The sequence below is a fragment of the Paenisporosarcina sp. NPDC076907 genome, assembly GCF_050269735.1.
Classification (GTDB): domain Bacteria; phylum Bacillota; class Bacilli; order Bacillales_A; family Planococcaceae; genus Paenisporosarcina.
This window is the reverse complement of the sequence record NZ_JBNNIX010000009.1, coordinates 1-14,756: the sequence shown is the minus strand read 5'-3', so window position 1 is coordinate 14,756 and position 14,756 is coordinate 1. Positions and strand designations below refer to the sequence as shown.

Sequence of the window (14,756 nt, the reverse complement as noted above, 5' to 3'; positions counted from 1 at the left end):
CATCCGCTTTTTTACTGTATGCTTTGCCTGCTATTGTAACTGTTACGGTTGCATCTGCTTCTGTTTTTCCTGTCGCTTTCGTCGCCTTGTTATTTACCATGTTCACACTTGGAGATAACGGGGCAGTTTTATCTAATACTGTTATTGTTTTAGAAGGGCTAAGCGCATTCAGTTTATCCTTATAGAATACGATTAGTTGTGCCCCTGCTTTCTGAGCAGAGATATCACTTTTGAAATATCCGTTTGTATTAGATACTGAACTGCCAATCAACTTTGTCCCATTCATGATTTGTAGAGTAACATTTGCAGGAGCTTTACCTGTAAGTAATACATCATTATCATCGAGAGGATCGATTACTGGTGCATCTAGGTTTTTCGTAATGTAAGCGGAGGAAATATAACCTGCAAACTTTTGATCTTCGGTTTTAACTGGGTACCATACAAACTTGTTTTCACTTTCCAAATGTTGTTCATATAAGAAATTACCTTCAATAATCAATGTAGTATTTATTGGAAGGAATTTTACCACCGAAGAAATAGTATCTTTTGAACTAGGAAGTGATCTTAACTTTACAGCGTCTGCTGTTACAGATACCTTGTCTCCCCTTTGAAAATGATATGCAGAAGCATGCATCTGTTCCGTTAATGTATATTCCATCTTTTTGAATAAAATATTTTTACTGCTTGTAGTGTCATATTCAAAATCAGCTGTATTGAAAGGAAACTGCCCTAATTTTGTATCATTTAGGTAACTATCTTTTTCAATATAGACAAAGACTTCTTCTTGATAAGCATTTGTATTTTTTAAGCCACTTGACTGATAAAGAGGACTGTTACTGGGCTTTGTCCCGTTATAAGCCATTACGGGAAAATACCAATTTTCGATTACTTCTGGTCCTATCCCAATTATTTTAGGTAGATCTGTTCGAAGATAATACATACTGCTAAGGATTTCGACGCCTGCCTGAATATTGTAGATGATATCGTATTTCAATTTTTCTTGATCATAACCTTGTTGATTAGTAATTTGCATGAGACCATACCCATCATCACCTGAAATTACAGGCTGTCCATTATCATCAAATTGTTTCCAATTCCCATTTTCTTGTGAGACCACGGCTTTTACAACTTCGGGAGGGATTTTTGCTTCTAAAGCCGCATTCGTAAGTAGGCAGTTCATATGATGAAGAGTGGGATTTTGGTTTGGCTGAATTTCACCAAATGATGAACATTTGGATGTCCATGTTGACTCAGCAAAAGCTTCCTCATTAGTCCAACAAAGGAGCATTAAAAAAGTTATGAAGCCTACTTTCATTAAAATTGATTTCATTCTTTCATTCTCCCATTCAATTATTTTTCAGTTATTTATATAGTATATTTTACCATTAAGGATTAATGTTTAATATAGTCAGAGGGACTATGATTTGGGTATTTAGAAAAAGAAACTCACTCTCGTAAACTTAATACTGAGTATGGAGATTTAGATGTTCCTATTTAGGTACCTTTAGACGAATCTCAACCTTTCTGACGAAATGTATGGCAAAAAATAGTGAATTAAAAAAGGATTTAAATCAACATTTTTAAAAAGTTCGACTTAAATATTTTAAATGTGATAAAAAATATCGGAGGATAAATAGGAGGACAACAGAGGACAAATTTAATAATAATTTATAAAGCCCTTCTCAATTGAGAAGGGCTTTTTCCTCTTCAGGAGACAATCCTACTCAACTAACACCGCCTTTAGTGGAAGTACCATCTTGAATATTTATAAAGCAAAGGAGTGCCAGCACTATTTACATTTCAAAAGATAAATTTCTGTACTTTGTAGATTTTTCAAAATAAATGGATATCCTCTCAATAAGGGGTGGTATATATGGTGCAAAAAAAACTTAGCGACAACCTAATTAAAGAATGGTATTGGGAAAAAAATATTGGAATGTACCCCCATGATTTAAATGTATTAGCAAAAGCAATATTATGGTGGAAATGCGAAGAAGGTCACGAATGGAAGGCAAGACTGGATCACCGGGAGAGAGGTTCAATTTGTCCTTATTGTTCTGGTAGACTTTTAGCCCCGGAAAATAGCCTAGCTTTTAAACATCCTGAAGTTGCTAAAGAATGGAATTATGAGAAAAATAAAGTAAAACCAGAGGAAGTTTTCAGAGCAACTACAAAGGTCTATTGGTGGATTTGTAAAAGAATGAAACACCAATGGAGGGCCAGTGTAGCAAACCGAACAAGAAGAGGTGATATGTGTCCATATTGCTCAGGAAAAATAGCTACAGAGGAAAATTGCTTAAATACCTTAAAGCCTGACTTAGCAAAAGCGTGGAATTACAATAAGAATGGGTCACTAACCCCAAATGATGTCACTTTAATGTCTAATAACAAGGTTTGGTGGTTATGTGAAAAAGGTTGTGAGTGGAAAGATAAGGTTTGCGCTAGAGTTACTGGTAATAGGTGTAGTGTTTGCTATCCTCGAGTTCCAAGGCAAAAGGTATCAGAGGAATATAACTTTAAAGCCATGAGCCCTGAACTTATGTATGAGTGGCATCCTGTAAAGAACCAATCCATTGACCCAAGTAAAATTACTCCTTTTTCAGGAAAGAAAGTATGGTGGAAGTGTCAGATATGTACTCACGAATGGGAAGCCAGTATCGACAATAGAAAAAAAGGGAGAGCATGCCCTAAATGCAACTATGGGTATGGCACATCCTTTCGAGAACAGTGTTTTTTTTACTATCTATCTAAAATTTTTCCAGACTGTAAAAACAAATATAAAATGCTGATTGATGGAAAAACAGTTGAAGTAGATTTATACCTAAATGATAATTTTGGTATTGAATATGATGGATACTTCAGCCATTTGGAAAGAGGAGAAAAGGATGAGCAGAAAAATAAAGAACTTCAACACCGAATAAAACTTATCCGCATTCGAGAAAACAATGGCCCTGATAAGAAATTGCCTAATATTAAAAAGTACGGTTCTATTGAGTTTCAATGCAATGGAAATAAACACGAAGATATAGCAATGGTGATGAAAAAGATTTTAGAGACAATTGGTACGCTAGATGTCGATGCAGCTTTAGCAGTAATGGACATTAATGTTAAAAGGGATACCCTTACAATACAGGCTTTAGCCAGGAAACAACATAGAGAAAGAAGTTTAGCTCATCTTTATCCAGATATCGCTAAGGAGTGGCATGAGGAAAAGAATGGGGATTTGTCCTCCACGAATATCTTACCAGGTTCGAGTCTACGTGTTCATTGGAGATGTAGCGATTGTTCTGAGGACTGGGATGCGATTGTCAGCAAAAGAGTAAACGGTCAAACATGCCCATTCTGCTCAGGAAATAAAGCTGGGCATGTACGTTCGCTTAATAGTGAAAAACCTTTAACGGCATTAATGTGGCATCCAACTAGAAATGGTTCCCTCACTCCTAATCAGGTCTTGCCTGGATCTAATGTAGAAGCATGGTGGTTTTGCACAAAGTGTAAACAGGAATGGATGGAACCAATCCATCGTCGAACTAGCAAAAAGGGCTGTCCATACTGTGATGGCTCGCGAGTCTATGAAGGTAATTGCTTAGCGACTATTAGACCAGATATAGCAAAGCTATGGGATACAAATAAAAATAACCTATCTCCTCATGAGGTTACGGCTTTTTCCGGAAAAAACGTACATTGGTATTGCTCTAATTGTAGGCAGAAATGGAAAGAGCCTATATTTCGCATGGCAAAGAAAAAAGGATGCCCGTATTGTAATAATTATCGAGCATACGGAGAAAACAGCTTAGCAGCAATTAAACCTCAAATATCTTTGATATGGCATCCAACTAAAAATAACATCCTTACTCCGAATGATGTGACAAGCACATCTACGCGGAAGGTTTGGTGGTTGTGTACATGCGGAAGAGATTTTGAACAAAAAATCAATAAGGTTAATTCAGATTCTTGTTCATGCAAAGATTCAGGAATCAATAACTGTATAGATGAGTTTAAAAGTCATTTGGAACATTAATTCAGTAGTATGCGGAATACTATGAGCAAACTATGAGCATTCCTTATTTTTAAGACAAACAAAAAAGAGTTAGAACTTAGATATATCTAAGTCCTAACTCTAATTTTGTTTAAAAATTACATCATGCCGCCCATACCGCCCATGTCAGGCATACTGCCACCTGCATTTTTGTCTGGAATTTCTGCCACTACTGCTTCAGTAGTTAAGAACATTGCTGCTACTGATGCTGCGTTTTGAAGTGCAGAACGCGTAACTTTAGTTGGATCCACGATACCCGCTTCCATCATGTTCACCCATTCACCGTTTGCTGCGTTGAAACCGATACCGATTTCTTCACGTTTCAGACGATCTACAATGATTGAACCTTCAAGACCTGCGTTGTTCGCGATTTGACGAACTGGCTCTTCAAGTGCACGAAGAACGATTTTCACACCAGTTGCCACGTCACCTGTTGCATCTGCAGTTACTTCTACTACTTTGTTGTATACGTTAACTAGTGCCGTACCACCACCAGAAACGATACCTTCTTCAACTGCTGCACGTGTAGAGTTCAAAGCATCTTCAATACGAAGTTTGCGCTCTTTTAGTTCTGTTTCAGTTGCTGCACCGACTTTAATTACGGCAACACCACCTGAAAGTTTCGCTAAACGTTCTTGTAGTTTTTCTTTATCGAATTCAGAAGATGTATCTTCTAGTTGTGAACGGATTTGGCTTACGCGACCCGTAATTTTTTCTGGTTGGCCAGCACCTTCAACAATTGTTGTGCTTTCTTTCGTTACCACAACTTTCGCAGCGCGACCTAATTGAGAGATGTTAGCAGACTTCAATTCTAAACCAAGCTCTTCAGTAATTACTTCGCCGCCTGTAAGAACAGCGATGTCTTCCAACATAGCTTTACGACGGTCACCAAATCCAGGTGCTTTTACAGCCACTGCATTGAATGTACCACGTAATTTGTTCACGACTAATGTAGCTAAAGCTTCGCCTTCAACGTCTTCAGCAATTAGGATCAATGGTTTACCTTGTTGAACCACTTGCTCTAATACTGGAAGAATTTCTTGAATGCTTGTGATTTTTTTGTCTGTGATTAAGATATATGGATTTTCTAAAACAGCTTCCATTTTCTCTGAATCTGTTACCATGTAAGGAGATGCGTATCCGCGATCGAATTGCATACCTTCCACTACATCAAGCTCAGTTGTGAATCCTTTAGATTCTTCAATTGTGATAACGCCATCGTTTCCAACGCGCTCCATTGCTTCCGCAATCAATTGACCTACTTCTTCGTCAGCAGCAGAAATAGATGCTACTTGAGCAATCGATTCTTTGCCTTCGATTTCTTTAGAGATTTCTTTTAATTCAGTAACTGCAGCAGCAACCGCTTTTTCGATCCCTTTACGGATACCGACTGGGTTAGCGCCAGCTGTTACGTTTTTCAAACCTTCACGGATCATTGCTTGCGCAAGAACTGTTGCAGTCGTCGTACCGTCACCAGCGATTTCATTTGTTTTAGAAGCAACTTCAGCAACAAGCTTAGCGCCCATGTTTTCAAATGGATCTTCAAGTTCGATCTCTTTTGCAATCGTTACACCATCATTTGTGATCAATGGTGAACCGAATTTTTTCTCAAGAACTACGTTACGTCCTTTTGGTCCAAGCGTTACTTTTACAGCGTCCGCCAATTTATCTACACCACGAAGCATCAAGCTACGTGCGTCTTCACTGAATTTAATTTCTTTTGCCATTTTGTAAACCCTCCTAAAATATGTTTAAGTATTAGCCTACAATTGCTAAAATATCGTTTTCACGTAAAATCAAAAATTCATTACCTTCATATTTCACTTCAGTACCTGCGTATTTAGAGAAGATGATTTTGTCTCCTTCTTTCACATCTAACTCAACACGTGTGCCGTTATCAAGTACACGACCAGTTCCTACAGCAACAACTTTCCCTTCCTGTGGCTTCTCTTTAGCAGAGTCTGGAAGTACGATACCGAATGCTGTCTTTTCTTCAGCTTCGATTAATTCGATTACGATACGATCGCCTAATGGTTTTAACAAGTGAAACAACCTCCCTGAATGGTAGTAATTAATTTATTAGCACTCTCTCTTCTTGAGTGCTAACACAATTCCTATCATAATGAATCACCCACATTTTTGCAAGTGGGAACATACAGATTTTTTGTATTCTTTGCGAGGAATCTCAAAAAACAATACAATAGGAAAAGAACTTCTTTTGATGAAAGGATCCTATCTGTGAAAAAAAACAAAACAGCGTTTTATCTCATATTGGTTTACATCTTAATGCAATTGTCTGGAGCCCTATTTGCTCCCCTCATTTTTAGCTATTTAAAAGATCGGGAAGGCATGGAAGTTGAGCAAGCCAAGTTGATGGCAAGTGGCTGGTGGGTATTCCTAAGCATGGCAATTGCCACACTTATTGTTTTTCTTATCCTTCGTAAAGATGGAGCATTCTTAAATAATCTGAAGGGCAAAAAAAGCTCCCTTCCTGTATCCATTCTTTGGGGAATGGGCGGTTTCTTTATGGTACTCTTCGGTCAAGCGATTGCTTCACTGATCGAACGGTCGTTTGGAATTGAGCAGAAATCGGAAAATACCGCGTCACTTATACAGATTGCAGATGCCGTGCCAATGGCCATTTTTGCCATTGCGTTGTTTGCGCCGATCCTTGAAGAACTGATTTTCAGACGGGTCATTTTCGGTAGCCTTGTCCAAAAAACAAATTTCTTTATTGCCGGTGCAGTGAGTGCCATCGTATTTGCGATTATCCATTTCGATTTCACACACCTTCTACTCTATGCTGTATCAGGATTTATATTCGCATTCTTGTACTATAAAACTAGACGAATTTTGACTTCGATTATTTCCCATATGTTGTTGAATGGATTTGTCGTATTGATTCAACTTAATATGGAAAACATTGAACGCTATCAAAAGTATCTTGAAACACTATCTAACTCTCAATAATCAAAAAGGATTAACAAAAAGCCTTCCACCATTTACTGCGGTGGAAGGCTTTCGTTTTGGCGTTTCACTTCTTCAATTTGTTGAAGAGCTTCTGCCTTGATATATTTTCGATAACCAATCTTGGCTATAACAATACTGAATTCAAACAGTAAGAGCAGTGGAAGAGTTACTAAAACGTGCGACATAATATCCGGTGGCGTTAAGATATCCGCTACCACTACAAGCACAAGGTAAATATACTTGCGATACTTTGTCAGCATCATCGGTGTCAAAATTCCTAACCTTGTCAAGAACAGTAAGACCACCGGCATTTGGAAAACAAAACCGAATGGAATGGTCAATTGAAACAAGAATTCGAAGTATTCATTGATTCCGATTGTTTGTACGATGTTCAGATCCGTCGCTAAATCCGCCATGAAATGGATAACGAATGGGAATACAACATAGTAGGAAAATGAAACGCCTGCGATAAATAACAAAAAGATAAATGGAATATAGCTTAATGTCGCCGTTCGCTCTTTTTGATAAAGTCCTGGAGAGATGAATGCCCACACTTGATATAAAATGATTGGGGATGTCATCACAATTGCCAACACCATCATTACGGAAATGAGAATTTTAAAAGGATCCGTAATTTTGAATGCATTCAGTGATATGTCTCGTGCTTCTTCACTTACTTGCAAAAACTGTATCAGTGGACCAGCCAGGAAAAAGCTGATAATCACTGCTATAACAAAGAAAACGACGGTGATCATCAGTCGTTTTCTTAATTCAATAATATGTTCAACTGTAGTCATGTCTCTTTCTTCCATCAGAAAAACACCCTAACGTACTTACTTAACTTCTTCATCTAACTTTTTCTTCTTTTTTTGATCGTCATCTTCGTCGTCATCGACTAGACCTCTTGTTGCATTTTTGAATTCGCGAAGCGAACTACCGAATGCTCGTCCTAGTTCTGGAAGCTTTTTCGGACCGAATACAAGTAAAGCCACTACCACAATCAATAAAATACTTAATGGACCTGTAGGCATGTAGGCACCTCCTCGTGTCTATGTTTATTTTAACGCATTTAGGCTTGGTTTGCGAATTGCTTCTATGAATTATGTGTGAACGTTTCTTCGTCCTGTTTAATGAAGTAAATCAGTGTTTGAAGCTCTACTGACAAATCAATTGTATGGACACGGATTGTATCTGGAACTGTCAGTCTGACCGGAGTAAAGTTCAGAATCCCTTTCACAGACGTTGCCGTTAATCGGTCGGTGACTTCCTGCGCGGCACGTGACGGAACAGTCAATATGACCAGCTCGATTCCATATTCCTGTATTTTTTCTTCTAGCTTACTAGGGTCAAAGACCGGAATGTCGCTAAGCATCATCCCATCCTCCGTTGCACTTGTATCAAACGCCACTACGATTCGGGTATTATGGTTTTTATGGAAGTTGTACTTCAAAAATGCCGTACCTAAGCTTCCAACACCAATTAATGCAACATTCGTTTCTTCGTCCTGATCGAGTGTTTGACGGAAAAATGCCAGCAGATGTTGTACATCATAGCCATAGCCTTTTTTCCCTAATGCACCAAAATGTGAAAAGTCTCTGCGGATGGTTGCTGAATCTATTTTCATTGCTTCACTCAGTTCCTGCGAGGATACCCTTTTCTTCCCTGCATTCGAGAAGTTTTGGATAAATCGGTAATAGAGTGGCAATCTTTTAGTTGTAGCTTGTGGAATTTTAAGCGGTTCTTGTTTCATGCGTTCCTCCTGCATTCAAGCATAAATCGATTTCATCTTACATGAGTAGTTGAGAGAAGTAAAGTTCAGCCGTTGCATGAGTTACTGGCATCCATTAAACTAAGTGAGAACTGAGGTGGAATTCATGATTGTCTTACAAGTGAATCAATTACATAAATCGTTTGTCGTCGATGAAATTCTAAGCGGCGTCAAACTTGAAATCAATCATCGTGACCGCGTGGCATTAGTCGGACGGAACGGTGCCGGGAAGTCGACACTCCTTAAAATTATAGCAGGTGAAATGTCATACGACTCTGGAGAAATCATCATTCCTAAAGGAACGAAAGTCGGCTATATGGAGCAGCATGCAGGCATTGACTCCGACTTAACGATTTGGGACGAAATGATGACCATTTTTGACCATCACCGTGCAGCTGAAAAAGAACTGCGTTCATTAGAACAGCAAATGGCGAATCCTGAGATCTATGAGAATGCGGAATCTTATGCACGCATCATGTCCGACTATGACATGAAACAAGTGGCATTCAAAGACTCCGGTGGCTATCAGTATGAAGCGGATACCCGCTCCGTTCTTCATGGAATGCAATTTTTCCCGAAAGAATACTCAAAACCTATTCAATCACTATCAGGTGGACAGAAAACCCGCCTGGCATTGGCTAAACTCTTATTAACGAAGCCTGATTTACTGATTTTGGATGAGCCAACCAACCATTTGGACATCGATACACTAAGCTGGCTGGAACGTTACCTTCAAGGATATCCAGGTGCAATCTTGATTGTTTCCCATGATCGTTACTTCCTTGATCAAGTGGTGAACTTTGTTTATGAAGTTTCCCGACATAAAGTGAAACGATTTGTGGGGAACTACAGTGCCTACTTGGATGAAAAGGCCAAAACGTACGAACGTGATTTGAAAACATTTGATAAACAACAAGAAGAAAAAGCAAAGCTTGAAGATTTCGTCCAGCGTAACCTGGCACGTGCGTCAACCACGAAAATGGCACAGTCGCGTCGTAAAGTTTTGGAGAAAACGGATTGGATGGATTCGCCAGACGGAGATGAAAAATCTGCGAATTTCGGATTTTCCATTGAACGCCAAAGTGGCAATGACGTATTGAAATTGCAGGACGTAACTGTCGGTTACTCCGGTAAGCCCGTCTCTCAGGATGTAAACCTTCTCGCATTCAGGGAAGACCGCATTGCTTTGGTCGGTCCAAACGGTGTTGGGAAATCGACTTTACTGAAAACAGTCGTCAAGGATATTCCCCCAATAAACGGCTCCATTCACTACGGAACCAATGTTCAATTCGGTTATTACGATCAGGAACAAGCAAAGTTGACGGGATCTCGCTCCGTACTGAAAGAATTATGGGATGAATGGCCATTAATGAATGAGAAAGATGTTCGGAATGTATTAGGTCGATTCCTATTTAGTGGCGATGACGTAACCAAGTCTATTTCCTCCTTATCAGGTGGCGAAAAGGCTCGTGTTGCTTTAGCGAAACTGATGATGCTGAAAGCCAATACGTTAATTCTTGATGAGCCAACCAACCATTTGGATCTCGATAGCAAAGAAGTACTCGAAAATGCGCTGATCGATTATCCGGGAACGATTCTTTTCGTTTCCCATGACCGTTACTTTATTAACCGGATTGCCACAAAAGTCATCGAGTTATCGAGTGACGGTGCCTTTGAATATTTAGGGGATTACGATTACTACGTCGAGAAGAAGAAAGAATTAGAAGAAATTCGTGCGGAGCAAGCAGGTCCTAAAGCAGCAGAAGCTGCCACTGCGAAGCAATCCACTTCTACCATCGATAAAGAGGCTAAGAAAAGAGAACGACAAATCACAAGACGCTTAGAAGAACTTGAAACGCAATTACAAACCATCGAGGAACAAATTAACGCTGTGGAAGAAAAGTTATGTGACCCGGCCATATTCCAGGATCATACGCAATTATTGGCTCTTCAGACGGAGCTCGATGCTTATAAAGAACAACAAGAAACCTTCATGACTGAATGGGTAGAATTAGAAGAAGAATTAGAAGCATTTTAACTGTTACCGCATGTCAAAACATGCGGTATTTTCTTACTATTTAATACTCATATATATGGGTCAAGTACAAATTTCGACATTTTTCTTTCCACAAATTTATTCACATGCAAAAGCTTGATATATCAATCTATCAACAGACTTATACACACTATCCACAGGCGAAAAAGTTTTTATACACATTCGTTCACGCTAAACGTACCACTATATATTGAATTCCAGTCACTTATACACAAGTTGTCCACAAAATGTGCATAAGTACAGATGTTCTCTATTGACATCACAATTCATTTTTGCTAAAAAAAGAATCGATTCTCTATTATAAGAGAATCGATTCTTCTTAATTCCAGTCGAATAATGTCATACCCGGTCTGCCGTTCATTGCCATCGTGCTTGTATGGCCTTTTTCGAACATAACAGAGCCAGCCGCAGCAATCATTGCTGCATTATCTGTGCATAAAAACAGAGGTGGTACGGTAAACGGAATGCCTTCTTTTGCAAACGTGTCTTCCAATGATTTTCGCAATCCTTTGTTCGCAGAAACCCCACCAGCTGCGATGACTTGCTTAACGTCATACTGCTTCGCTGCAAGCAATGTCTTCGCTGTAAGCACTTCTACCACACTGTTTTGGAAGCCTGCCGCAATCGCCTGAGGTTTTATCTCTTCCCCACGTTGTTCGGCATTGTGCATATAATTGATGACCGACGACTTCAATCCGCTGAAGCTGAAATCATACGACCCTTCTTCCAACCAAATACGTGGAAAAGCAATGGCTTCTTCGCTTTCATGCGCAAGTCGATCAATATGCGGCCCACCTGGATAAGGAAGTTTCAACACTCTTGCCACTTTGTCATACGCCTCACCAGCCGCATCATCACGTGTTTCCCCGATCAACTCAAAAGATCCATGTTCTTTCATTAATACAATTTCCGTATGACCACCTGATACAACAAGTGCCAATAGAGGGAACTGCATCGGCTCAACTAACTGGTTGGCATAAATATGCCCTGCAATATGATGAACCCCAACGAGAGGTAGTTGATTTGCGAATGCAAATGCTTTCGCTGCATTAATACCAATCAGCAGCGCACCGACAAGTCCTGGTCCTTCCGTAACAGCTACAGCATCCAAATCACTCGGTTGCATGTTCGCTTGCTTCAACGCCTCTTCAATCACGATGGTGACTTGCTCAACATGGTGACGAGAAGCGATTTCCGGTACAACTCCCCCAAAGCGTTTATGGCTCTCAATTTGAGAGGATACAACGTTGGATACAATTTCACGTCCATTGCGCACAATCGATGCTGCGGTTTCATCACAGCTTGTTTCAATACCTAATATAATTTGATCTTTCGTCATTTGAATTCCACCCACATTACCAGTGCATCCTCAAGGTTATCTGAATAATACCCTTTACGGATTCCACCATTTTGAAAATCTAATTTACGATATAAGTTCTGAGCAATCGTATTGCTGACTCTTACTTCCAAAGTCATTAGTACAGCCCCATTTTCTTTTGCCACTCGAATCGCTTCACGCATAAGCCCTTCTCCGACTCCTTGGCCTTTCATCTGCTCAGTCACTGCCACATTTGTGATATGACTTTCATCCATGACCAGCCACATCCCACAAAATCCTACAATTTGTTGGCCTTGATCTTCCGCCACTAAATAATAGGCATGCAAGTTTGTTGTCATCTCCTGAACAAACGCATCACGCGTCCAAGGAAGACTGAATGCTTCCTGTTCGATCTTCAAGACTCCATCAATGTCGGCAACCGTCATTTTTCTATAGCTGACTGATTCACTCATTCGTTTTGACCAGCCTTTTGCTGTTCTGCACGCCAATTCGTTTCAGCTTCCGTAATCCGCTTATAATCGGGAACAAAATGATGCGTTTCTTCAATAGAAGGAAGAGGTTTCTTCATCGCAAGTTCAATGACTACAGAAGCTTTGGGCAAGTCCTGATAAAATGGTGCGCGAATGGCACGATCTCCTAAAACTTGTTGAATGGCTTCCCAGTGAATGGCTACATCTTTGCCGACGAACAAGATATCTTCTTCTGTAGCAGCAAGCTGTTCCAATACAACATCTAATGCGTAATGACCATCAGGCAACGTAGCATTCAGTTCATTCGTATAAATTGCTGAAAACACGTTCTGTCTTCTGGCATCCATAATCGGACAGATGATTCCTTTGAAAAGTGAACCACTGCCAGCTAGCGTTTGAAGACTAGATACTCCTACAACGGGTATTTTCAGCGTCCAAGCCAATGTCTTAGCTATGGTGACACCGATACGGACTCCTGTATAGGATCCAGGACCTTCTGCCACCGCGATGGCATCCAGTTCATTCGGTTTAATGTCTGCTTGTTTTAAGGCTTCTTCTACAGCAGGCATAGCCCCTACTGAATGCGTTACTTTTATCGAGCTTGTCCATTCAACCAATAACTGATTATCTTTGACCACAGCTATCGTCAATGGCACATTCGATGTATCAATTCCTAACCATATCATGCAAATAACTCCTTACATAGTTGCTCATAACGTTCACCTATAGGTGTAACTTCAAAACGTCGGGCAAATTCATCTTCGTAAAAAACTTCGATTTGTAAATGCTCATTCGGCAAATCATATTCAATCAACTTTGCCCACTCAATCACCGTCACGGCATCTCCGTAAAACAATTCATCCCAGCCTAAATCTTCTTCACTGTCAGCAAGGCGATAAACATCCAAATGATTGAAAGGTAACCTGCCTTCATATTGCTTTAATATCGTAAAGGTTGGGCTGTTCACATTACGTTCTACACCCAAGCCCTTTGCAAAACTCTTTGTAAAAGTCGTCTTGCCTGCACCAAGATCGCCTTCAAGTGTAATCACATCTTGTGCTTCTACAAGCGACCCTAAACGCTGACCGAATTGTTCCGTTTCTTCAAGTGATGTGACTCGTTTTATATAAGTCATATATTAGATACCTCACTGATGTTTTCTCTAGTGTACCGAATCCACCGCAATACTTCACTTTATTTGTAGCAGCGTATGCGATTTGTTTCATGATACAAAAAAATCCACAGAGAAAGTTTCCTTTCTTTGCGGATTGATAATTTTAGATAATGGCGGTCCCGACGGGAATCGAACCCGCGATCTCCTGCGTGACAGGCAGGCATGTTAACCGCTACACCACGGGACCACATAATATTTAACGACAAGATTTATTATACCAATGTATGAAAATATTACAATACATTTTTGAAAAAAAGTTTTAAAGTTTTTTAATTCCCTATTATTCGTACACACCCTAACAGAAAAGAGCCATTCAACGTCCGTGGAATTGCTCCCATTTAGGGGTTCCGGTTCAATAAATGAATAGCTTTAAAACTATTAATGGTCTTGTTTCCGCTTCGCTCCTGTTTAAACACTTTAAATACAAAACATCCTCCAACTACTTCTGTATTATGGTGTCTCATAAAGCAAGTTAAGTTGGCTCATGAAACAAGGTTTTGTTCTGGAAAGTTGCTTTCCTATATTTGTCGCTCATTTAACGTTATTTATCGCTCAAACTGGGGATTTATCGCTCACTCGGAAGATTTATCGCTCATATAAGCCACTTTATCGCTCAAAGACGTCTCACTCGCAAGTTTACTTGCTGAACCAACCTGACTCCTTTTGATCGACTTCCTCTAACGAATCCGAATCCCTCTCCAACAGAAAAGAGCCATGCAGCGACAGCGGAATGGCTCCCATTTAGGGGTTCAGGTTCAAAACATAAATAGCTTTAAAACCCTTAATGGTCTTATTTTCGCTACGCTCCTGCTCAAACACTTAAAAAAGACCACAAAAAAACCGACACCTCGGAAGGTACCGGTTTTTTACTTTGCCTAGCGACGTCCTACTCTCACAGGGGGAAACCCCCAACTACCATCGGCGCTAAAGAGCTTAACTT

Annotated in this window: 13 protein-coding genes, 1 tRNA gene and 1 rRNA gene; 3 read left to right on the top strand and 12 right to left on the bottom strand. The window is 39.8% G+C overall.

Annotated elements, in window-relative coordinates:
* Nucleotides 1-1,330 (bottom strand): Ig-like domain-containing protein (locus ACQKEV_RS17185; protein WP_427457993.1); only part of this gene is annotated, 1,330 nt, incomplete at its 3' end.
* 543 nt (nucleotides 1,331-1,873) lie between these two features.
* Here ACQKEV_RS17185 and ACQKEV_RS17180 point away from each other — a divergent pair.
* Entirely contained in the window at nucleotides 1,874-4,021 is a 2,148-nt protein-coding gene (locus tag ACQKEV_RS17180) for a zinc-ribbon domain-containing protein (protein WP_427448097.1), read from the top strand.
* A gap of 116 nt (nucleotides 4,022-4,137) precedes the next feature.
* Here ACQKEV_RS17180 and groL read toward each other — a convergent pair whose 3' ends face one another.
* Both groL and groES read right to left on the bottom strand, forming a co-directional pair.
* On the bottom strand, nucleotides 4,138-5,766 hold the full coding sequence (gene groL / locus ACQKEV_RS17175) for a chaperonin GroEL (protein WP_427448098.1): 1,629 nt from the start codon (nucleotides 5,764-5,766) through the stop codon (nucleotides 4,138-4,140).
* A 31-nt stretch (nucleotides 5,767-5,797) separates the two neighbouring features.
* Nucleotides 5,798-6,082, bottom strand: coding sequence for a co-chaperone GroES (gene groES / locus ACQKEV_RS17170; protein ID WP_269927708.1), 285 nt, complete (start codon nucleotides 6,080-6,082; stop codon nucleotides 5,798-5,800).
* Nucleotides 6,083-6,277: 195 nt separating this feature from the next.
* Between groES and ACQKEV_RS17165 the strand changes: the two genes are divergently transcribed.
* The gene (locus ACQKEV_RS17165; protein WP_427448101.1) at nucleotides 6,278-7,009 is read left to right on the top strand and encodes a CPBP family intramembrane glutamic endopeptidase; all 732 of its coding nucleotides are present in this window, start codon (nucleotides 6,278-6,280) and stop codon (nucleotides 7,007-7,009) included.
* A gap of 32 nt (nucleotides 7,010-7,041) precedes the next feature.
* On the opposite strand, the gene tatC is transcribed toward ACQKEV_RS17165, so the two are convergent.
* The 3 genes from tatC to ACQKEV_RS17150 form a co-directional block, all read right to left on the bottom strand.
* Entirely contained in the window at nucleotides 7,042-7,821 is a 780-nt protein-coding gene (tatC, locus tag ACQKEV_RS17160) for a twin-arginine translocase subunit TatC (protein WP_427448102.1), read from the bottom strand.
* A gap of 21 nt (nucleotides 7,822-7,842) precedes the next feature.
* Nucleotides 7,843-8,040 carry a twin-arginine translocase TatA/TatE family subunit gene (gene tatA / locus ACQKEV_RS17155; protein WP_427448103.1) on the bottom strand — a complete coding sequence of 66 codons (198 nt, stop codon included), beginning with the start codon at nucleotides 8,038-8,040 and terminating at the stop codon, nucleotides 7,843-7,845.
* A gap of 62 nt (nucleotides 8,041-8,102) precedes the next feature.
* Complete coding sequence (locus ACQKEV_RS17150; RefSeq protein ID WP_427448105.1) at nucleotides 8,103-8,759, bottom strand: redox-sensing transcriptional repressor Rex; 657 nt, start codon at nucleotides 8,757-8,759, stop codon at nucleotides 8,103-8,105.
* 124 nt (nucleotides 8,760-8,883) lie between these two features.
* Here ACQKEV_RS17150 and ACQKEV_RS17145 point away from each other — a divergent pair, with 124 nt between their 5' ends.
* The gene (locus tag ACQKEV_RS17145) at nucleotides 8,884-10,815 is read left to right on the top strand and encodes an ABC-F family ATP-binding cassette domain-containing protein (protein WP_427448106.1); all 1,932 of its coding nucleotides are present in this window, start codon (nucleotides 8,884-8,886) and stop codon (nucleotides 10,813-10,815) included.
* A 337-nt stretch (nucleotides 10,816-11,152) separates the two neighbouring features.
* Here ACQKEV_RS17145 and tsaD read toward each other — a convergent pair whose 3' ends face one another.
* The 6 genes from tsaD to rrf form a co-directional block, all read right to left on the bottom strand.
* A complete protein-coding gene (tsaD, locus tag ACQKEV_RS17140) occupies nucleotides 11,153-12,172 on the bottom strand; it encodes a tRNA (adenosine(37)-N6)-threonylcarbamoyltransferase complex transferase subunit TsaD (protein ID WP_427448107.1) in 1,020 nt (339 codons plus the stop codon).
* A complete protein-coding gene (gene rimI / locus ACQKEV_RS17135) occupies nucleotides 12,169-12,624 on the bottom strand; it encodes a ribosomal protein S18-alanine N-acetyltransferase (RefSeq protein ID WP_427448108.1) in 456 nt (151 codons plus the stop codon). Before rimI ends, tsaD begins: the two co-directional genes overlap by 4 nt.
* Nucleotides 12,621-13,328: a tRNA (adenosine(37)-N6)-threonylcarbamoyltransferase complex dimerization subunit type 1 TsaB gene (gene tsaB, locus ACQKEV_RS17130; protein ID WP_427448109.1), complete on the bottom strand. Its 708-nt coding sequence runs from the start codon at nucleotides 13,326-13,328 to the stop codon at nucleotides 12,621-12,623. The genes rimI and tsaB overlap by 4 nt, the downstream gene beginning before the upstream one ends.
* Nucleotides 13,325-13,777, bottom strand: coding sequence for a tRNA (adenosine(37)-N6)-threonylcarbamoyltransferase complex ATPase subunit type 1 TsaE (gene tsaE, locus ACQKEV_RS17125; RefSeq protein ID WP_427448111.1), 453 nt, complete (start codon nucleotides 13,775-13,777; stop codon nucleotides 13,325-13,327). Before tsaE ends, tsaB begins: the two co-directional genes overlap by 4 nt.
* Nucleotides 13,778-13,927: 150 nt before the next feature.
* Nucleotides 13,928-14,003 (bottom strand) — tRNA-Asp (locus ACQKEV_RS17120).
* 686 nt (nucleotides 14,004-14,689) lie between these two features.
* Nucleotides 14,690-14,756, bottom strand: a 5S ribosomal RNA gene (gene rrf / locus ACQKEV_RS17115); the annotation flags it as partial.